Here is a 20248-nt window from a genome sequence, read left to right as displayed (position 1 = left end):
GCGGCGGGGGACGACGTCGCGGCGTGCAGGGGTGCCGGACGGCCGCTCCCGGGCGGGGAGCGGAGCACCGGGAGCGTTTTGACGGGAATGGAATACGGCATACGCTCGTTGTGTATTGCGTGTCCTGCGCGGGGTGCCGTCCCCGGGACGGACAGGTGCGCCGAGCGGACACCGCACGCACCCCACGCACCGCTCTCCCGTAAGGATGTTGCACTGAGCATGAGTTCACCGGCCACGGACCGCGCACCCGCGGTCCGCTCGGAGCAGGATGACACCACCCGTTCGCGGGTGCTCTCCCTGGTGCTCGCCCACGGCCCCATCTCGGCGGCGCAGATCGCCAAGGACCTCGGTCTCACCCCGGCCGCCGTGCGCCGTCACCTGGACGCGCTCGAGGCCGAGCAGATCATCGAGGTCTCCCTGGTGCGCAGCACGCGATCCGGTGCGGGGCGCCCGGCCCGGCGCTACGTCGTCGCCCCCGGGGGCCACGAGCAGCTCGGCCACGACTACCTGGGACTGGCGCGGGAGGCCATCGACACGATGCAGCGGGTGGGCGGGGACGAACTCGTCCGAGCGTTCGTCGCGGACCACGTAGACCGGATGCGCGAGCGCTACCGTCCGCAGGTCGAAGCGGCGGGGGACGACGTCGAGGCCCGGCTCAACGCCCTCACCGCGGCCATGAGCCGCGACGGCTTCGTGGCCTCCCACACCACGGTCACGCCGCGGGGCCCCAAGGGCGTGGCGCTGCGCTCCGCCCAGCTGTGCCAGGGCCACTGTCCCATCCAGGAGATCGCGAACGAGCACCCCGAGTTCTGCGAGCAGGAGACGGAGCTGATCTCCGAGCTGCTGGACGTGGACGTCCGCAGGCTGTCCACCATGGCGGCCGGGGCCCACGTCTGCACCACACACGTCCCGCTGCAGCTTCGCAGCGCGGGATCCACACACTCCACCAACCACACAACCGCACGACAGGGAGGGTTGTCATGACCGAGCGCATCGTGCCCGCGGAGACCGCGGGCGACATGACAGGCGACACCACGATTTCCGAGATCCTGGAGATGAACCCGGAGCTCGAGGGGATCGGGCAGTACCAGTACGGATGGTCCGACAAGAACGATGCCGGCGCCTCCGCGCGCCGCGGCATCAACGAAGAGGTGGTCCGGGACATCTCGGCCAAGAAGAGCGAGCCGGACTGGATGACGCAGCTGCGTCTGAAGGGCCTGAAGTTCTTCGACCGCAAGCCCATGCCCACGTGGGGCGCGGACCTCTCCGGGATCGACTTCGACAACATCAAGTACTTTGTGCGCTCCACGGAGCAGCAGGCGGGCTCCTGGGAGGAGCTGCCGGACGACATCCGCAACACGTACGAGAAGCTCGGCATCCCGGAGGCGGAGCGCAACCGCCTGGTGGCCGGTGTGGCCGCGCAGTACGAGTCCGAGGTGGTTTACCACCAGATCCGCGAGGACCTCGAGGCCCAGGGCGTGATCTTCATGGACACGGACACCGCCCTGAAGGAGCACCCCGAGTTCTTCGAGGAGTACTTCGGCACCGTGATCCCCGTGGGCGACAACAAGTTCGCCGCGCTGAACACCGCCGTGTGGTCCGGCGGCTCGTTCGTGTACGTGCCCAAGGGTGTCCACGTGGACATCCCCCTGCAGGCCTACTTCCGCATCAACACGGAGAACATGGGCCAGTTCGAGCGCACGCTGATCATCGCGGACGAGGACTCCTACGTCCACTACATCGAGGGCTGCACGGCGCCGATCTACAAGACGGACTCGCTGCACTCCGCCGTGGTGGAGATCATCTGCAAGAAGAACGCCCGGGTGCGGTACACGACCATCCAGAACTGGTCCAACAACGTGTACAACCTGGTGACCAAGCGGGCCATCGCCCACGAGGGCGCCACCATGGAGTGGATCGACGGCAACATCGGTTCCAAGGTCACCCAGAAGTACCCGGCGGTCTACATGACCGGCGAGCACGCCCGCGGCGAGACGCTGTCGATCGCCTTCGCGGGTGAGGGCCAGCACCAGGACACCGGCTCCAAGATGGTGCACATCGCCCCGAACACGTCCTCCTCGATCGTCTCCAAGTCCGTGGCCCGCAACGGCGGCCGCTCGGCCTACCGCGGTCTGGTGCAGGTGCGCGAGGGCGCCACCCACTCGAAGTCCAACGTGGTGTGCGACGCCCTGCTGGTGGACACGGTCTCCCGCTCCGACACGTACCCGTACGTGGACATCCGCGAGGACGACGTCACCATGGGCCACGAGGCCACGGTCTCGCGCGTGTCCGAGGAGCAGCTGTTCTACCTGATGCAGCGCGGCATGCCGGAGGAGGAGGCCATGGCGATGATCGTCCGCGGCTTCGTCGAGCCGATCGCCCGCGAGCTGCCCATGGAGTACGCGCTCGAGCTCAACCGTCTCATCGAACTGCAAATGGAAGGATCCGTTGGCTGATATGTCCACCACTGATCAGACCGCCCGCGACACCCAGGACACGAGCGAGGAGGTGGGCGGGGTCCCCACCGGTGAGGACCGCGTGGCCATCCCCGGCATGAGCCAGGAGGGCGAGACCCTGCAGGAGGGCCGCAACCAGGCCGGTGAGCCCGAGATCAGGCACACGCAGCACGGTGACATCTCGGGTGTGCCGGACTCCTCCCGCGCCGGACGCACCACGTCCTACGACGTCGCGGACTTCCCGCCGCTGACCACCAAGCTCGAGGACTGGCGCTTCACGCCGCTGAAGCGGCTGCGCGGTCTCGACGACGCCGCCCTGGACGGTCCCGCACCCGCGGTCTCCGTCACCGGGGACGACGCCGTGGAGGTCACCTCGGTGCCGCGCGACGACGCCCGCATCGGCTCGGCCGGCATCCCCGAGGACCGGGTCTCCGCGAACGCGTGGTCCGCGTTCCGCGAGGCCACCGTCATCTCGATCCCGCGCGACGCCGAGGTCCAGGAGCCCGTGATCGTCACGTTCACGGGCGAGTCGGACCGCCCGGCGGCCCAGCACGTGGTCGTCGACGCCGGGGAGAACTCCCGCGCGCTCGTGGTGCTGCGCCACGTGGGCACGGCCGTGCTGTCCCAGAACGTGGAGTTCGCCGTCGCGGACGGCGCCTCCCTCACCGTGGTCTCGCTGCAGGAGTGGACGGACGACTCCGTCCACGCGTCCTCGCAGCAGGCCCGCCTGGGCAAGGACGCCACGTTCAAGCACGTGCTCGTGAGCCTCGGGGGAGACCTCGTGCGCGTCACGCCGTCCACCCGCTTCACCGCGACCGGCGGCGACGTGGCCATGTACGGCCTCACGTTCGTGGACGAGGGCCAGCACCTGGAGTCCCGCCTGTTCGTGGACCACTCGGTGCCGCGCTGCAAGTCCCGCGTGAACTACAAGTCCGCGCTGCAGGGCGAGAACGCCCACGGCGTGTGGGTCGGGGACGTCCTGATTCGCGCGGAGGCCGAGGGCACGGACACCTACGAGCTAAACCGCAACCTGATCCTCAACGACGGCCCCCGCATGGACTCGGTGCCGAACCTGGAGATCGAGACCGGCCTGATCGCCGGTGCGGGCCACGCCTCCACCACGGGCCAGCTGGACGACGAGCACCTGTACTACCTGATGTCCCGCGGCATCCCGGAGGACCAAGCACGCCGCCTGGTCGTGCGCGGATTCCTCTTCGAGATCATCCAGCAGGTGGGCGTCGAGGCCCTCGAGGAGCAGCTGCGCGCCTCCCTCGAGGACGAGCTCGCCCGCACCGAGAACTGAGACCGGCCCCGCGCCGCAGCCCTCACCCACGAACGTCGCACCCGAGCCCTCGACCGGGCCGGTGCCCACGACCACAAGGAGAATCACCCCATGTCAACTCTGGAGATCAAGGACCTCCACGCGTCCGTCATCCTGGACGACGAGACCACCAAGCCCATCCTCAAGGGCGTGAACCTGACCATCAACTCCGGTGAGGTGCACGCGATCATGGGCCCCAACGGCTCGGGCAAGTCCACGCTGGCCTCCACCATCGCGGGCCACCCCAAGTACCAGGTGGACTCCGGCTCCGTGACCCTGGACGGCCAGGACGTGCTGGAGATGTCCGTGGACGAGCGGGCGCGCGCCGGGCTCTTCCTGGCCATGCAGTACCCCGTGGAGATCCCGGGCGTGACCACCTCCAACTTCCTGCGCTCGGCCAAGACGGCCGTCGACGGCGAGGCCCCCTCCCTGCGCACGTGGACCAAGGACGTCCGCACCGCCATGGAGAAGCTGAAGATCGACACCGACATGCTGCTGCGCAACGTGAACGAGGGCTTCTCCGGCGGTGAGAAGAAGCGTCACGAGATCCTGCAGCTCGAGATCCTCAAGCCGAAGATCGCCCTGCTGGACGAGACCGACTCCGGCCTGGACGTCGACGCCCTGAAGATCGTGTCCGAGGGTGTCAACCGCGCCCTCGAGCAGGACAACACCGGCATCATGCTGATCACCCACTACACGCGGATCCTGCGCTACATCAAGCCGCAGTTCGTCCACGTGTTCTCGGACGGCCGCGTGGTGGACCAGGGCGGGCCCGAGCTCGCGGAGCAGCTCGAGAACGAGGGCTACGACCGCTACGTGCAGGCCGCCGCCAAGTAGGCGCGGCGCACACGAGACCGGAGGAGGATCCCGTGAGTGATTCCACCGAGACCGCCGCGGCGGAGCAGGGCCCCAAGGGCCAGGCCTCGCTCGCGGAGATCGAGGACCTGCTGAAGAACGTGATCGACCCGGAGCTGGGCGTGAACATCGTGGACCTCGGTCTGCTGTACGGCCTGCAGTACCAGGACGACGACTCCCTGCGCCTCGACATGACCCTGACCACGGCGGCGTGTCCGCTGCAGGACGTCATCGAGGAGCAGGTGGCCCAGAACCTCTCGCCCGCCGTGGACGAGTGGCACGTGAACTGGATCTGGATGCCCCCGTGGGGTCCGGAGCGGATCACCGAGGACGGCCGTGACCAGATGCGGGCGCTGGGCTTCAACATCTGAGGCCCGCACCGCCGCTCACGCACCGGCGGCACGGTAGAGAACAGGGCACGACCACCACGGTCGTGCCCTGTTCCGTGCCCGGGGACATGCTGGAACATGTCCGGGTCCTCCAGAGGCCGCCCGATCTGACAGGTGCTGGGACCGCTGCCGGACCCGGTGCTAGGTTCGGAAGGGACCACCCGCAACCGTGAGGACTCCCGTGCGACGCCACCTGCCCCAGCTCTCAGAACTGAAGCCGCTCATGCAGTTCGGCTCCTTCAACCCTGACCGCCGCGCTGCCCGGCTGGCCAAGGCCGCGGACGTGGAGGCGCTGCGCCGGATCGCGCGGCGTCGCACCCCAAAACCGGCGTTCGACTACGTGGACGGCGCGGCCGGCCAGGAGCTGACCTACCGGCGCAGCCGCGAGGCGTTCGAGTCCGTGGAGCTGCTGCCGAAGATCCTGCACGGGACGGACACCGCGGACCTCAGCACCGAGATCGCGGGCTTCCGCAGCGCTCTGCCGTTCGGGATCGCGCCCACCGGGTTCACGCGTTTCATGCACGCGGAGGGCGAGATCGGGGGAGTTCGGGCGGCTGAGAAGGCCGGGATCCCGTTCTCGCTGTCCACCATGGGCACCCGCGCGATCGAGGAGGTGCGGGATGCCGCCCCGGACGCCGAGCGCTGGTTCCAGCTCTACCTGTGGCGCGACCACGCGGCGTCGCTGGACCTGCTGCAGCGCGCGAAGGCCGCCAGTGTGCGCACGCTGCTCGTCACCGTGGACACGCCCGTTCCCGGTCAGCGGCTGCGGGACGTGCGCAACGGCATGGTCATCCCGCCGCGCCTGACGCCCGGCACCGTGCTGGACGCCTCCTACCGGCCCGAGTGGTGGTTCAACTTCCTGACCACGGACTCGCTGAAGTTCGCGTCCCTCTCGAACACGTCCTCCACGCTGGCGGACCTGATCTCCTCGATGTTCGACCCCGGCCTGGACCTGGACGACCTCGCCTGGATCCGCGAGCAGTGGGACGGCCAGCTGTTCGTGAAGGGTGTCCTCACTCGCGACGACGCCCGGCGGGCCATGAGTGTGGGCGCGGACGGGCTCGTGGTCTCCAACCACGGCGGCCGCCAGCTGGACCGGGCACCCGTGGCGCTGACCTCTCTGCCGGGCGTGCGCGAGGAGGTGGGCCCGGGCGTCCCCCTGATCCTGGACTCCGGAGTCCTCTCCGGCGCGGACGTGGTGACCGCGCTGTGCGCCGGCGCAGACTTCGTGCTGATCGGGCGGGCGTACCTGTACGGACTCATGGCCGGCGGCGAGCAGGGTGTCTCGCGGGTGATCGAGCTGCTGGAGGCGCAGATCCGCACGGACATGATGCTCATGGGAGCGGGCTCCATCGCGGACCTGGGCCCCGAGTCGATGCGCGCACCGTGGCTGGAGCGCGCGGCGGACACGGACCGGGTCTGAGCCGCGCCAGGATCCCAGAGCGGTCCCGGAAGCAGAGCTCGGCCGGAGGACCGTGGCCGGTCTCCGCTGGGGCACCGGCGCGGGGCACGTGCCGCCCGGGCGGAGCCCTGCCACGTTGTCCTGGCTCAGCGTCCTAGCTCAGCGCGTCCGGGTGGTTGAGGTTGCGCGCGGAGAAGGTGTTGCAGGCCGCGAGGTCACCGGTCTGGTACCCCGTGAGGAACCAGGCCTGACGCTGCGCGGAGGTGCCGTGCGTGAAGGACTCGGGATTGGCACGGCCGCGGGCGGCCTCCTGGATGCGGTCGTCGCCGATGGCTCCGGCCGCCTCGATCGCGTCCGAGAGCTGCGCGCGCGTGATCGGCTGCAGCTGCACCGCCCCGCCGGACTCGGTGGCGTGGTGGGCCCACATCCCCGCGTAGCAGTCCGCCTGCAGCTCGGTGCGCACCGCGCCGGAATTCGCGCCGTTGGGGTCCTGCTGGGCCCGGCCGAGGGTGCCCTGCAGGTCCTGGATGTGGTGGCCCACCTCGTGCGCCATCACGTACTCCTGGGCGAGGGCGTCCGCGTCCGCGCCGAACTGGGTGCGCATCTCCTCGAAGAAGCCGGTGTCCAGGTAGACGGTCGAGTCCGACGGGCAGTAGAACGGGCCGGTGGCCGAGGACGCCTGGCCGCACGACGTGCTGTCCGTGCCGGTGAACAGCACGACGCCCGGTTCCGTGTACTGCTTCCCCGTGGCCCGGGGCAGGTAGTCGCCCCAGAACTGGTCGAGAGACTGCACGGTGGCCACCATGCGGCACGAGGTATCCGTGTTCGCGTCCGCGCCGGTGCGGCAGCGGTCCGCGAGCCCGGAGTCCACCTGCTCGGTGCCGGCCGTGTCCTGGGTGCCGCCGCCGGTCAGGGCGTCGATGCCGTCCTGGCCGAAGAAAAGACCCGCGATCAGCAGCAGGACCACGCCGCCCAGTCCGCCACCCACGGCGATGCCACGCCCACCGCCGCCGCCGGAGCTGACCCGGCCGGAGTTCAGCTGGGAGTTGTCGTTGAAGCTCATGGGGGAAGCATAGGGCCACGGTGCGGGCACCGGGACGATTGGGCGGGGACGACGCCGTGGCGCGGCTACTCGAGTCCTCGTGCCGCGAGCGCCTCCCCGGTGCGGTGGGCGTAGTCCACGGTCGAGATGACCGCGGGGGTGACCAGCTGCACGGGGTGCGGGCGCACGGTGCGGGCCGCGGCGGCGTCGCGCAGGGAGGCGAGGACTCCGAAGAGCCAGGGGACGGACCGGATCATGAGGGAGACCGCGAGTCCGATGCGCTCTGGGTCCACGCCCGCGAGGCGCAGGGGTGAGGACAGCAGCACGAGCCCGTCGATGAGCCGGGGGAGGGGCGTGGTCGAGATGAGCAGGCGGGTGAGGGTGACCACGGCGAGCAGGGAGAGCACGACGTCGGCGGCGCGTGCTGGGCCGTTGGCAACGAGGTGGTAGGCCGTCAGCAGGACGACGAGCAGCAGCAGCGGGCGCAGCGAGCGCGCCCACCGGCGCACTCCCAGGCCGCAGGCGGCAGAGACCGCCGCCGTGAGCGCCAGAGTGCACAGGGAGAACCGCCAGTCCCGCGCGGTCATGACCGCCAGGCACGCCCCGAGCACGAGGAGCGCCTTGAGCCACAGGGGACAGCGGTGCAGCAGGGAGGTTCCCGGCACGTAGGTGCCGAGCAGGTCGTCGCTGCGCGAACGTGAGCGGGCGCGATCTCTCACGCGGCCGTCTCCCCGGGGAAGCCCGTCTCGCACCAGTGCCGGTAGAGGGGGAGCATCCGCTCGGGCGGGCCCTGGTCGATGAGACGGGTCTCGTGGACGACCGCCACGTGGTCCGCGGAGGTCGCGAGGTCGAGGTCGTGCGTGCTGAGCAGCTGCTGCTGGGGGAGACCGTCCAGCAGCTCGCGCAGCCGCAGCCGGTTGCGCAGGTCCAGCAGGGTGGTGGGCTCGTCCAGCACGAGCACGCGGGGGTCCACGGCCAGCACGGCCGCCAGGGCCACCAGCTGGCGCTCACCCCCGGAGAGGTCGAAGACGCTGTGGTGCGCGCGGTCCTCCAGGCCAAGCCGCCGCAGCCAGGTCATCGCCTGCTCGGTGCGCTCGGCGCGGTCCCGCACGCTGCGCCGCAGGGACAGCTCGATGTCCTCGAGCGGGGTGGGCATGAGGATCTGGGAGGAGGGGTCCGTGAACACGAAGCCCACCAGGGACCGGGCGTGGCGGGGGAACGCCACCGGGTCCACGCTGCCCGTCCGCACCACTCCCGAGGACGGCGTGACGAGCCCGTTGAACAGCCGCAGCAGCGTGGACTTGCCGGAGCCGTTGAGCCCGACCACTGCGGTGCGCCGTGCGGTGAACTCGCAGTCCACACCCTCCAGCACGGTCACGGGCCCGCGCGGGCCCTCCACGGTCACGGTCACGTCCGCGCAGTACAGGGACTCCCGGTGCGAGGACTCCGAGTCCGGCATCTCCCCGTCCGGGATTTCCCCGTGCGGCGTCTCCCCGCCCGGCTGCTGGGATGGGGCGGCACGCGGCTCGTCAGCCACTCAGAGAACCGCCCCGGCCATGCGGGGGAACGCACGGTGCACCGCCACGGCGATCAGTGCGGCGACAACCACCTTGACGATGTCCCCGGGGACGAAGGCGAGGTCCGTGACAACGGCCGCCCCGAGTCCGAGCCCCGCGTTGATCATCAGGCCCGCGGTGCCCACCACGTGGGAGAGCACGAGACCGGCGAGGCCCGCGCCGATCAGTTTGACGGTGAGACCCCCGCGACGTTCCGGAGCCACGGAGGTGGCGCCGTCGCGTCGTCGTACCCGCTCACCGCGCACGCTGCGGTGGGCGAGCGCGCCAACGAGCGCGGCCGCGAACGGGAAGGAGAGCAGGTACCCGGCGGAGGGTCCGGCCAGCACTGCCGGTCCGCCAACGAATCCGGCAAAGACCGGCACGCCCAGCAGACCCACCACCACGTAGAGCAGCAGCGCCAGGAAACCGCGCCAGCCTCCGAGGATCATGCCCGTGAGGAACACGGCGAGCGTCTGCAGCGTGATGGGCACACCGACGGCACCCACGGGTATCGCCGGCGCCAGTGCCAGCACGCACGTCAGGGCGGCGAACACGGCAATGTTGGCGAGGTCGAAGGACGTGAGGGAGCGGGTTTCCCGCGCGGGAGAAGTCATGGCAGGCAGTCTAGTTGTCGCCTCGCGCGCGGCGGCGCCATGGGGCGGGGACGACGCCGCGGCGCCGATTTGCGGCCCCGGGTAGACTGGGCAGTGCCCCGGATCCACGGGGTTTCTGTCTGCCCCGGGAGGCCCGCACCCCGTGACCGTGTCACGGGCCCGCGCAGCGCACGAGCGCACCGGCCCCGGGAGCAGCCCCGAGCGAGACCGCCTACGAAAGGCTCTGCACCCTTGATCACCGTCACGAACCTCGAACTGCGCGCCGGAGCACGCCTGCTCATGGACGAGGTGAGCTTCCGGGTGGACAAGGGCGACAAGGTGGGCCTGGTGGGCCGCAACGGAGCCGGGAAGACCACCATGACCAAGGTGCTGGCCGGGCTCACGCTGCCCGCAGCCGGCGAGGTCACGCGTTCCGGGTCCATCGGCTACCTGCCGCAGGACCCCAAGGTGGACGACATGGACCAGCTGGCCCGGGACCGCATCCTCTCCGCGCGCAACCTCGCCGGCGTGATCTCCCGGCTGCGCCGCACCGAGGAGGAGATGGCCTCGGAGGACGAGACCGTGCGCGCCAAGGCGATGCGCCGCTACGACCGGCTGGAGTCCGAGTTCCTCGCGGGCGGCGGCTACGCGGCGGAGTCCGAGGCCGCCACGATCACGAACAACCTGAATCTTCCCGGCCGTGTGCTGGACCAGCCGCTGCACACGCTCTCCGGCGGCCAGCGCCGCCGCGTGGAGCTCGCACGGATCCTGTTCTCGGACGCGGACACCATGCTCCTGGACGAGCCCACCAACCACCTGGACCACGACTCCATCGTGTGGCTGCGCGAGTTCCTGCGCGGCTTCCAGGGCGGGCTGCTGATGATCTCCCACGACGTGGAGCTCATGGAGATGGTCGTGAACAAGGTGCTCTACCTGGACGCCAACCGCTGCGTGGTGGACGTCTACAACATGACGTGGAAGAACTACCTGCAGCAGCGCGAGCAGGACCAGGCCCGGCGAAAGCGCGAGCGCGCGAACGCCGAGAAGAAGGCTGGCGTGCTGATGGACCAGGCCAACAAGATGCGCGCGAAGGCCACCAAGGCCTCCGCCGCCCAGCAGATGATCCGCCGCGCCGAGCGGCTCATGGCGGGCATCGAGGGCGAGCGCGTGCAGGACAAGGTGGCCGCAATCCGCTTCCCCAAGCCGGCGGACTGCGGCAAGACCCCCCTGACCGCACAGGGGCTGTCCAAGTCCTACGGGTCCCTGGAGATCTTCACGGACGTGGACCTCGCGATCGACCGCGGCTCCCGAGTGGTGGTCCTGGGCCTCAACGGCGCAGGCAAGACCACCCTGCTGCGGATGCTCGCCGGGCAGTCCGAGCCGGACACCGGTGAGGTGATCCCCGGCCACGGCCTGAAGCTCGGGTACTTCGCCCAGGAGCACGACACCCTGGACACGGACCGCACCGTGCTGGAGAACATGAAGTCCGCCGCACCGGACCTCGCAGACACCCAGGTCCGCACGATCCTCGGCTCCTTTCTGTTCCAGGGCGACGACGTCGACAAGCCCGCCGGGGTGCTCTCCGGCGGCGAGAAGACGCGCCTGGCGCTGGCCACCCTGGTGGCGTCGTCGGCGAACGTGCTCCTGCTCGACGAGCCCACCAACAACCTTGACCCGGCGTCGCGCCGCGAGATCCTCAACGCGCTGCGCACCTACGAGGGCGCCGTGGTCCTGGTCTCCCACGACGAGGGCGCGGTGGAGGCCCTTGAGCCCGAGCGCGTAGTCATGCTCCCGGACGGCGTGGAGGACCTGTGGAGCCAGGAGTACCAGGACCTCATCAGCCTGGCCTGATCCCCGGGGCACCGACGACGCCGCGGGGCCGCGCGGGTGCTCAGTCCCGCGGCGCGGCGTGGCCGTGACAGTGCAACGCGCCGGTCCACCCCCGAGGCTGGGGACAGGACTCCGCTCGTCGCCCTGGTGGGGCCGTGGTGGTGCGCGTGTCCGCGGGCGTCAGTCCTCGAAGAGGATGACCTGACGCACCGCGCGGCCGTCCGCGAGCTGGTCGAAACTCTCGTTGATGTCCGCGAGGGCCACCCGCTCGGTGATCAGCTCCTCGATGGGAAGCCTGCCAGCGCGCCACAGGTCCAGGTAGACGGGGATGTCCCGCGACGGCACGGCGGAGCCCAGGTAGGAGCCCACGATGGTCCGCGCCTCGGCGGTGAGTCCGAGCGGGGCGATGGTGGAGCGCGCATCGGGGGAGGGCAGGCCCACGGTGACCGTGGTTCCGCCCGGAGCGGTGGCCGCCACGGCGCTCTCGAAGGCGCGGGGGTGCCCGGCGGCCTCGACGACCACGTCCGCGCGCACACCGTTGTCGGCGAGCTCGTCGGGGGTGTACACGGCAGAGGCGCCCAGCTCCCTGGCCCTCGCGAGCTTCTCGGGGTTGGCGTCCACGCCGATCACGGGGCCCTTCTGCAGGGACAGCGCAGTTAGGAGGGCGGCCATGCCCACTCCGCCGAGCCCCACGACGATGACCGTGTCCCCGTCCGAGGGCCGCCCCGCGTTGAGCACGGCCCCGCCACCCGTGAGCACGGCGCACCCCACCACGGCAGCGATCTCCGGGGGCACGTCGGCACCCACTGGTACCACCGACTGGCGGCTCACCACGGCGTGGGACGCGAAACCGGAGACCCCCAGATGGTGGTGGACGTCCTGCCCGTCGCGGTGCAGCCGCAGGGTGGAGCCCGGCAGCAGCCCGGCGTTGTTGGTCTCGGTGCCCGGGGTGCAGGGCAGCTTCCCGTTGGTGGCGCAGTTGGCGCAGTCCTCGCAGCGCGGCAGGAACACGGTGGTGACCTGGTCCCCGGGGGAGACGTCCGTGACGCCCTCGCCCACCTGCTCCACGACGCCGGACGCCTCGTGGCCGAGCACCATGGGCAGGGGGCGGGGCCGGTTGCCGTCCACCACGGAGAGGTCCGAGTGGCACACCCCGGCCGCCCGGATCCGCACGAGCAGCTCGCCCGGTCCCGGCTCGTCCAGTTCCAGCTCCTGCACGGACAGCGGGCGGGACTCGGCGAACGGCCGGGGCACCCCGATCTCGTCCAGCACGGCAGCTCTGATCTTCACGGCGACTCCTTCGTCACGGGTGGGCCGGCGCGGGCGGGCGGTGCCGCTCCGGGCCGGTTACTGGCGGTGCTGCGTCTCGAGGGCGTCCAGCAGGGCGTCCTCCTCGTACTCGTCCGTGATGCCCGTGGTGGCCCGCGTGCGCTTGGGGCGGTACAGGGACTTCAGGTGCGCGGGCATGTCGTCGGCCATCTGCAGCTGGCGGATCACCAGGTCCTCGTCCATCTCGCCGATGTAGTTGCCCTCGGCGTCGTAGTAGCGGGCGAGCCGGCGCTCGACCTCGGCCGCGTAGGCACGGTCCCACTCCTCGTTCTTCACGTGCTGGCGCGCCGAGTAGCCGTAGGCCACGAACACGAGCACCGCGAACGCGTACCACTGCAGCGAGTAGGACAGGTGCGGGCCGTAGGAGACCTCAGGGCGCTCGGGCGCCTGCGGCGTGGCGGCCGCGGCGGGATCCTCGGAGACGAGCTCGCCGTAGCCCCCGGTGGCGAGGTCCCCGCCCCAGCGGGAGGAGAGGTCGCGCAGGTCGATCGAGGCCACCTGACCGTCCGGTGCCCCGCGGTCCAGCGCCCCCTCGGAGGGGCGCAGCCGTGCGGTGACCGTCACGGTGCCGCTCGGGGGAGCGGGAACGGTCGAGGGCATGCCGTTCGCGGAGTCGTCGGTGGGGATCCAGCCCCGGTCCACGGCCACCACCGTGCCCTCCGTGGTGCGGAACGGGACGAGCACGTCGTAGCCCACCCGGCCGTCGTGGGGCCGGTTGCGCACCAGCACGGTGTCCTGGACCAGGTAGCTGCCGCGCAGCTGCACGGGGTGCCACGTGCGGGAGTCGTCGTAGTCCTCGAACAGGGGCAGGCCCGTCTCGGAGTTGTACGCGGCGGCGTCGTAGTTCTCGGTGATCTTCGCGTTCTCGGCCACCAGGTGGTCGTTGCGGGACATCTGCCACTGCGCCAGGTAGAGGCACAGTGCGGCCGCCACGCACGTGAGGGCGAACCAGCCGAGCCACGTGGTCGAGCGCAGGAACGAGTACTTGCGCATCAGCGACCGCCCTGTCCTGCGGCCCGGTCGGTGCCGGACTCTGGGGAGCCGACGACGCCGCGCCCCGCGGGTGTCTCGTGCGGCCCGGGTGCCTGGCGCAGCCCGGGTGTCTCGCTTGGGCTGGGCGCCGCGGCGTCGTCGCCGTCCTCCTCGAACGGCTCCACGGACTTGAGGAAGCCGCGCTGCCCCAGGAAGTCCGCGAGGTGCTCGCGATGCTCGTCGCACGCGAGCCACGCCTTGCGGCGCTCGGGCGTGTGCACCCGCGGGTTGTTCCACAGCAGGGTCCACCGGGCGGGGGCCTGGCAGCCGCGGCGCGAGCACACCGCACCCGGGGCGGTCTCCGCGGGCCGGGGGCGTGCCGCGTCCGCCGCGGGGCGTTGGGGGTCGAGTGAACCGAGGAGATCGAATTCCACCGTGTGCGTGTCCTCCCGAGGTGACGGTGTGGGGGTCGTGCGGGGCGCTCAGTTGCGGCGAGTGGCCGTGTGGGGCGGGCGGGGCAGCTCCGGGCGGGGGCTGTGGACGGTGTACTCCGCGTCCACCACCACGTTCTCCGGATCCGGTGCCCGTTCGCTCGCCTCCGCGGCGGTGGGCAGCTCGGTGCGCTGCGGCGGGGCATACGCCGAGCCGGCGCGCTGCGAGCGGTCCGCGCCCTTGTTGGCGAGCATCACCGCGAACCAGGGCAGCAGCGCGGCGCCCAGCAGCAGCACGATGCGCGCCACCAGGTTGTCGATGAGCACCATTCCGATGATGCACACCACCCGCAGGCCCATCTGGATGGAGTACACCTTCATGCGCTGGCTCATGTCCGAGGTGTGCGGATCCGCCGCCGTGGTGATGGAGTGCACCTCGGTGGAGCCGTTCGTCTGCGGGTGGGAGCGTGTGATGGTGAACGTCCTTCGGCGAGTTCGTCCGCGGGGCCTGCCCCGGCGCACCCGGAGCAGCCGGGAGCGTGCTGACCATTCTCTCACCGTTGCGGTGCGCCCCCAAGTGCGCGCCACCTGGGAGAGCGTCGCAGGTGAGAGGGCGGTTAGGATGCTGGAGGTTCTGATCCACGGTCGCGGTGGGAGCACGGCGACCACCCGTCCACGGAAGGCTTCCCCATGACCGAACAGACCTCGACCGCGCGCACCGTGCTCGTTACGGGAGGCAACCGCGGCATCGGCCGTGCCATCGCCGAGGCCTTCGTGGCCGCCGGCGACAACGTGGTGGTCACGTCCCGTTCGGGAGGCGACGGTCCCGACGGCGCACACACCGTCCGCGCGGACGTCACCGACTCCGCCTCGGTGGACGCCGCGTTCAAGGAGATCGAGGCGCAGTTCGGCCCCGTGGAGGTCCTCGTGGCCAACGCGGGCGTCACCAAGGACGCGCTGCTCGTGCGCATGAAGGAAGCGGACTTCCAGGACGTGATCGACACCAACCTCACCGGCGCGTTCCGCGTGGTGCAGCGAGCCACCAAGGGGTTCATGCGTCTGAAGCGCGGCCGCGTGGTGTTCATCTCCTCCGTGGTGGGCTACACCGGTGCCCCCGGCCAGGTGAACTACGCCTCGTCCAAGGCCGGGCTGGTGGGCATGGCGCGCGCGATCACCCGGGAGCTCGGCTCCCGCGGTGTCACGGCCAACGTGGTGGCGCCCGGCTACATCGATACCGCCATGACGCAGGAGCTGCCGGAGGAGGTCAAGGAGAACTACCGCTCCATGATCCCCGTGAACCGTTTCGGCCACGCCTCCGAGGTCGCCGCGGCCGTGACGTACTTGGTGTCCGAGGGGGCCGCGTACGTGTCCGGCGCTATCATCCCCGTAGACGGCGGGCTGGGCGTGGGGCACTGACGCCCCTCCCGGTCCACAGAAGTTTCCCCTCGAAGGAGTAAGCGCATGAGCTCAGTGGCAGGCAAGACCGTGATCATCACCGGATCCTCGCGCGGGGTCGGCGCGGACACTGCAAAGATCCTCGCGGGCGAGGGCGCCAACGTGGTGATCAACTTCCGGCAGAAGGCGCCGCGCGCCAACAAGGTGGTCAAGGAGATCACGGAGGCCGGCGGCCGGGCCGTTGCCGTCCAGGCGGACATCACCGATCCCGAGTCCCGCGCCAACCTGTTCCAGGCGGCCACGGACGAGTTCGGCGGTCTGGACGTGCTGGTCCTCAACGCCTCCGGCGGCATGGAGACGGACCTCGGCGAGGACTACGCGCTGAAGCTCAACAGGGACGCGCAGAACGACGCCCTCACGGACGCCCTCGAACTGCTGCCGCGCGGTGGCCGCGTAGTGTTCGTCACGAGCCACCAGGCGCACTTCATCAACCAGGTGGAGACGATGCCCGAGTACGACGCCGTGGCCCGCTCCAAGCGAGCGGGGGAGGACACCCTCACCGCCCGCGTCCCCGAACTCGCAGAGAAGGGCGTGGACCTCGTGGTTGTCTCCGCGGACATGATCGAGGGCACCGTCACCGCCACCCTGCTCAACCGCGCCCGCCCCGGAGCCCTGGACGAGCGTCGTGAAGCGGCCGGAAAGCTGTACACGGTCAACGAATTCGCGCAGGAGATCGCGAAGATGGTCACCGAGGAAGTCGAGAACGGGCACGTGGAGCTCGTGGGCGGCGCCGAGGACTTCCTGGCGAAGGCGGGCAAGTAGCCGCTTGTCGCGTTTCGCCCCCACCCGCGGGCGACGCCGCTCGGCAGGATCTGGGCGCTGTCGCCCGCGCTCGGTTAGAACGGGCCAGGCAACTGTGGTAGGTTTCTTGTCGTTGCCCAGGGCCACGGAGGTTTTCGAGAGAAGACCGAAACGCCCTGCGACACCTGCGCGGGTGGCGGAATAGGCAGACGCGCTAGCTTGAGGTGCTAGTCCTCGTATTAGAGGGTGGGGGTTCAAGTCCCCCCTCGCGCACAGAGCGAAGATCCCGCTCGACCATCACGGTCGGGCGGGATCTTCTCATGTCAGGCCAAGTTCACAGGCCGTTGCCCGTGGCGCCGTGGGCCGCCTGCTCCGGGGTGAACCCGTCGAACTCCAGCTGCTCGATCAACCCCTGCCGGGAGAATCCCTGAACGTCCAGGTACTCCTTGCCCTTCTTCACCGCCTGCGCCATGTAGTCGGGATGGGCGGCGTCCACGCCGTGGGCCGCCTGCTCCGGGGTGAACCCGTCGAACTCCAGCTGCTCGATCAACCCCTGCTGGGAGAAGCCCATGAGCGAGACGTAGTCCTCGGCCTTCTTCGCGGCCTGGGCGTTGTAGTCGATCCCAGCCTGGTCCACGGCCGCGGCCGCCTCCTCGGGGCTGAACCCCTCGTAGCCGAGCTGGTCGATCAGGCCTTCCCGCGAGAAGCCCATGAGCGCGACGTAGTCCTGCACCTTGCGGGCCGCGCTGTCCTGGGACACGGAGGTGTTTCCCCTTGCCTGCGCGCTTCCGGCCCTCGCCCCGCCGCCCGAAGTTGAGGACTCCTCGGACGGTTCGCCGGAGCCACCGCCCGTCTCGGCCACGCTCCCTGTGCTCGGCGCTGCCTCCACCGCATCCTGGTCATCCGCACGGAACGCCGTCGCCCCCTCCTCAGGGGCTCCTGCCGCCGGGGCCGGCGGCGCGGTGGACGCGCCCACGGCAGCGGAAGCCTCCTGGTCGAGCGGTGCCGCCGTCGACGACGCGACACTGTGGGCCGGGGAAGCCTCCGAGGCCCCCGAGGTGCCGGACTGTGCGCAACCGCTCAGGAGCAGCAGCGCCGCAAGGCCCCCGGTGACAACGAGGACGGGCGCGGGGGAGTGAGCCATGTGAGGCCTTTCGCCGGGCGGCACCGGATGGGTGCCAACAATGTTGAACAAGCATGAATTTGCTTTCATACATAATGGCATGGCTCACATGCCCCGCGATGTCCCCACAACGGCCGACCCCGCGCGGGCGGGCCCGGGGTTCGACCCCCCGGCGGCCACCCCGGCTGCGCGACGCGGCGTCGTCGGGCTCCGCTCACGGCGGTCAGGGAGTCGGTCGCGGACACCCGTACGATGGAGGGGAGTTGCCCTGGCCAGTGCCGTATGCGCGTGGTCCCATGTGCCAAGACCTCCCAAAGGTGAGACATGCCGAGCAGACCAGCCACCCCTGTCCCGGACCAGGAGCACGGAAACGAGCCCCACGTTGTGCAGCACCCCGGTCAGGCGGGCGAGCGAGCGCGGCGGGTCGTCGAGTCCGACGGTGCAACCGGGTCGCCCGGGGAGCCGACGGGAACGGCCCGGGCGGGGGCGCCTGGCACGAGCCCGCGTGACGCTGTGCGCCACCGTGGGCTGTGGTGGATCCTCGCGATCGCCCTGGTGCTCGCCTGGTTCGGTGTGATGGGCGTGGGCGGGCCCACGTTCGGCAAGGTCTCTGACGTGGTCTCCAACTCGCAGGCGGCCTTCCTGCCGGTGGACTCGCAGGCCACACAGGTCCAGGACAGGCTGGGAGAGTTCCAGGACACGGACGGGCTGCCCGCCATCATCGTCGTCGAATCGGGAGAGAAGCTCTCGGACACGCAGCTGGAAGAGATCAAGAACGTCACCGGTTCCCTCGGCAACATCCCGGAGGTCCTGGAGGTCTCCCCGCCCATCGCCTCCGAGGACGGCGAGGCGGCGGAGGTCATCGCCCTGGTGGACTCGGACGCCGAGACCGGGGACGTCGTGAAGGCGATCCGCGACCGCGTGGACGAGGACATGCCCGGCGGGCTGACCGTGGCGGTCTCCGGTCCCGCGGGTCTCGTGGCGGACCTCTCCGAGGCGTTTTCCGGCATCGACGGGCTGCTGCTGCTCGTGGCGCTCGTCGCCGTGCTCGTGATCCTGGTGGTCGTCTACCGCTCGCCGATCCTGCCCTTCCTGGTGCTGCTCACGAGCGTCGCCGCCCTGTGCGGGGCCATCCTCACGGTGTACGCCCTGGCCAAGGCCGGGGTGATCGACCTCAGCGGTCAGACCCAGGGCATTCTCTCCATCATCGTGATCGGCGCGGCCACGGACTACGGCCTGCTCTACACGGCCCGCTTCCGCGAGGCCCTGCACCACACGCCATCGCGCTGGGTGGCCACGCGCGTGGCGTGGAAGGGCACCGTGCCGGCGGTGCTGGCCTCCGGGACCACCGTGATCGCCGGGCTGCTGTGCCTGCTGTTCTCCGCGCTGACCTCCAACCGCGGTGTGGGCCCGGCGACGGCGATCGGCGTGGTCTTCGCGATCCTCGCCGGGCTGACCCTGCTGCCGGCACTGCTCGCGATCTTCGGGCGCGCGGCCCTGTGGCCCAAGGCGCCGCGCGTGGACGAGAACCCCGAGTCGCACGACGAGGCCATGAACCCGTACGAGCACAAGGGCCTGTGGGCGGCCGTGGCTCGACTGGTGGACCGCAAGTCCCGCGCGGTGTGGATCGTGTGCACGATCGTGCTCGCTGCCGCGGCCGCCGGCGCCACGCAGCTCGACGCGGGAGGCGTCCCCGAGTCCGAGTTCGTGCTGGGGGAGTCCGAGGCCCGTGACGGGCTGGCCATCATCGACCGCCACTTCCCGGGCGGCACCGGAGATCCGATGTACGTGCTCGCCCCCGAGGGGGAGGCGGAGACTGTGGTCAAGGCCCTGGACGGGGACGACGGCGTCTCCTCCGTCGCCTTCACCGCCAAGGACTCGCCGAGCGGCACGCTGCCGTATCCCACGCCGCAGGCCGGGCCGCTCGCCGGGGTGGAACCCACTCAGAGCAAGGGGGACGTGCTCATCCAGGCCACTCTGACCGACGCCTCCGACTCCGAGGCGGCACAGGCCACCGTCGCACGGCTGCGGGACGCGCTCGCCACTGACGTGCCGGAGGCCAAGATCGGCGGGACCACGGCCGTGCAGGTGGACACCATTGCCGCCTCGGAGCACGACCGCGCACTGATCATCCCCATCATTCTGGCCGTGATCCTGGTGATCCTCATGGTCCTGCTGCGCAGCGTGCTGATGCCGGTGCTGCTCATCGCCACCACGGTGCTCTCGTTCCTCGCTGCACTAGGAGTCGCCACGGGGGTGTTCAGCATCATGGGCATCAACCAGGCGGACCCCACAGTGCCGCTGTTCAGCTTCGTGTTCCTGGTGGCGCTGGGCATCGACTACAACATCTTCCTCATGAGCCGCGTGCGCGAGGAAGTGGTCACGGTGGGCCACCGGGCGGGCGTGCTGGCCGGGCTCGTCACCACGGGCGGGGTCATCACGTCCGCGGGCATCGTGCTGGCCGCCACCTTCGCGGCGCTGGCGGTGCTGCCCATCCTGTTCCTGGTGCAGCTGGCGATCATCGTGACCATCGGTGTGCTCATGGACACGATCATCGTGCGGTCGCTTCTGGTCCCGGCCCTCGCGCTGGACATCGGCCCCCGCTCCTGGTGGCCCTCCCGTGCGGGCACGCCCGGACGGCACCGGGCCGTCCCAGCACCTACGGACTGAGCGCGCAGGAGGGCCCCGGGCGGCGTCGTCACACGGACGCCCACCCGGGGCCTTCTTTGTGCCCCGTTCGTGCGGGCCGATAC

19 protein-coding genes and 1 tRNA gene are annotated in these 20248 nt (G+C 70.5%); 11 read left to right on the top strand and 9 right to left on the bottom strand.

Annotated elements, in window-relative coordinates:
• Positions 1-219 precede the first annotated feature (219 nt).
• The 6 genes from D8M39_RS01905 to D8M39_RS01880 all read left to right on the top strand — a co-directional run bounded on the left by D8M39_RS01905 (position 220) and on the right by D8M39_RS01880 (position 6444).
• Positions 220-984, top strand: coding sequence for a metalloregulator ArsR/SmtB family transcription factor (locus tag D8M39_RS01905; protein ID WP_055086209.1), 765 nt, complete (start codon positions 220-222; stop codon positions 982-984).
• Positions 981-2456, top strand: a complete 1476-nt coding sequence (gene sufB, locus D8M39_RS01900) for a Fe-S cluster assembly protein SufB (protein ID WP_055086211.1) — start codon at positions 981-983, stop codon at positions 2454-2456. Before D8M39_RS01905 ends, sufB begins: the two co-directional genes overlap by 4 nt.
• A gap of 1 nt (position 2457) precedes the next feature.
• Positions 2458-3759: a Fe-S cluster assembly protein SufD gene (sufD, locus tag D8M39_RS01895; RefSeq protein WP_126874269.1), complete on the top strand. Its 1302-nt coding sequence runs from the start codon at positions 2458-2460 to the stop codon at positions 3757-3759.
• A gap of 90 nt (positions 3760-3849) precedes the next feature.
• Complete coding sequence (gene sufC, locus D8M39_RS01890) at positions 3850-4614, top strand: Fe-S cluster assembly ATPase SufC (RefSeq protein WP_055086215.1); 765 nt, start codon at positions 3850-3852, stop codon at positions 4612-4614.
• A gap of 32 nt (positions 4615-4646) precedes the next feature.
• Positions 4647-5003 carry a metal-sulfur cluster assembly factor gene (locus tag D8M39_RS01885; protein WP_055086217.1) on the top strand — a complete coding sequence of 119 codons (357 nt, stop codon included), beginning with the start codon at positions 4647-4649 and terminating at the stop codon, positions 5001-5003.
• Between the two features lie 199 nt (positions 5004-5202).
• A complete protein-coding gene (locus D8M39_RS01880; RefSeq protein ID WP_126874268.1) occupies positions 5203-6444 on the top strand; it encodes an alpha-hydroxy acid oxidase in 1242 nt (413 codons plus the stop codon).
• 133 nt (positions 6445-6577) lie between these two features.
• On the opposite strand, the gene D8M39_RS01875 is transcribed toward D8M39_RS01880, so the two are convergent.
• The 4 genes from D8M39_RS01875 to D8M39_RS01860 all read right to left on the bottom strand — a co-directional run bounded on the left by D8M39_RS01875 (position 6578) and on the right by D8M39_RS01860 (position 9635).
• Positions 6578-7486, bottom strand: coding sequence for a neutral zinc metallopeptidase (locus tag D8M39_RS01875; protein WP_055086221.1), 909 nt, complete (start codon positions 7484-7486; stop codon positions 6578-6580).
• Positions 7487-7551: 65 nt separating this feature from the next.
• Complete coding sequence (locus D8M39_RS01870; protein ID WP_238693914.1) at positions 7552-8184, bottom strand: energy-coupling factor transporter transmembrane protein EcfT; 633 nt, start codon at positions 8182-8184, stop codon at positions 7552-7554.
• Positions 8181-8924: an energy-coupling factor ABC transporter ATP-binding protein gene (locus D8M39_RS01865; protein ID WP_094394004.1), complete on the bottom strand. Its 744-nt coding sequence runs from the start codon at positions 8922-8924 to the stop codon at positions 8181-8183. The genes D8M39_RS01870 and D8M39_RS01865 overlap by 4 nt, the downstream gene beginning before the upstream one ends.
• Positions 8925-9002: 78 nt before the next feature.
• Entirely contained in the window at positions 9003-9635 is a 633-nt protein-coding gene (locus D8M39_RS01860) for a biotin transporter BioY (RefSeq protein ID WP_055086228.1), read from the bottom strand.
• A 231-nt stretch (positions 9636-9866) separates the two neighbouring features.
• Between D8M39_RS01860 and abc-f the strand changes: the two genes are divergently transcribed.
• Positions 9867-11465 (top strand): ribosomal protection-like ABC-F family protein, encoded by a 1599-nt coding sequence (gene abc-f / locus D8M39_RS01855; protein WP_055086230.1) that lies wholly within the window; start codon positions 9867-9869, stop codon positions 11463-11465.
• Between the two features lie 159 nt (positions 11466-11624).
• On the opposite strand, the gene D8M39_RS01850 is transcribed toward abc-f, so the two are convergent.
• Genes D8M39_RS01850 through D8M39_RS01835 form a run of 4 tightly spaced genes read right to left on the bottom strand, consistent with a single transcriptional unit; the run spans position 11625 to position 14611 of the window.
• Positions 11625-12734 carry an alcohol dehydrogenase catalytic domain-containing protein gene (locus D8M39_RS01850; protein ID WP_094394000.1) on the bottom strand — a complete coding sequence of 370 codons (1110 nt, stop codon included), beginning with the start codon at positions 12732-12734 and terminating at the stop codon, positions 11625-11627.
• Positions 12735-12791: 57 nt separating this feature from the next.
• Complete coding sequence (locus D8M39_RS01845; protein WP_094393997.1) at positions 12792-13766, bottom strand: SURF1 family protein; 975 nt, start codon at positions 13764-13766, stop codon at positions 12792-12794.
• Positions 13766-14179, bottom strand: coding sequence for a hypothetical protein (locus D8M39_RS12885; RefSeq protein WP_126874267.1), 414 nt, complete (start codon positions 14177-14179; stop codon positions 13766-13768). Before D8M39_RS12885 ends, D8M39_RS01845 begins: the two co-directional genes overlap by 1 nt.
• A 48-nt stretch (positions 14180-14227) precedes the next feature.
• Positions 14228-14611 carry a DUF3099 domain-containing protein gene (locus D8M39_RS01835; protein ID WP_238693913.1) on the bottom strand — a complete coding sequence of 128 codons (384 nt, stop codon included), beginning with the start codon at positions 14609-14611 and terminating at the stop codon, positions 14228-14230.
• Between the two features lie 255 nt (positions 14612-14866).
• On the opposite strand from D8M39_RS01835, the gene fabG reads away from it, so the two are divergent.
• From fabG to D8M39_RS01820, 3 genes are all read left to right on the top strand, one after another.
• A complete protein-coding gene (gene fabG / locus D8M39_RS01830) occupies positions 14867-15592 on the top strand; it encodes a 3-oxoacyl-ACP reductase FabG (RefSeq protein ID WP_094393993.1) in 726 nt (241 codons plus the stop codon).
• A 45-nt stretch (positions 15593-15637) separates the two neighbouring features.
• A complete protein-coding gene (locus D8M39_RS01825; protein ID WP_126874266.1) occupies positions 15638-16393 on the top strand; it encodes an SDR family oxidoreductase in 756 nt (251 codons plus the stop codon).
• A gap of 166 nt (positions 16394-16559) precedes the next feature.
• Positions 16560-16645: transfer RNA gene (locus tag D8M39_RS01820), tRNA-Leu, on the top strand.
• A gap of 61 nt (positions 16646-16706) precedes the next feature.
• On the opposite strand, the gene D8M39_RS12880 is transcribed toward D8M39_RS01820, so the two are convergent.
• Entirely contained in the window at positions 16707-17132 is a 426-nt protein-coding gene (locus D8M39_RS12880) for an Ltp family lipoprotein (protein ID WP_238693912.1), read from the bottom strand.
• Between the two features lie 939 nt (positions 17133-18071).
• Here D8M39_RS12880 and D8M39_RS01810 point away from each other — a divergent pair.
• Entirely contained in the window at positions 18072-20165 is a 2094-nt protein-coding gene (locus D8M39_RS01810; RefSeq protein ID WP_126874299.1) for an MMPL family transporter, read from the top strand.
• Positions 20166-20248 lie beyond the last annotated feature (83 nt).

Origin of the sequence: Kocuria sp. HSID17590 (assembly GCF_003989485.1) — a bacterium.
In the GTDB taxonomy this organism is placed as follows: Bacteria; Actinomycetota; Actinomycetes; order Actinomycetales; family Micrococcaceae; genus Kocuria; species Kocuria salsicia.
This window is presented reverse-complemented; position numbering and strand designations above follow the sequence as displayed.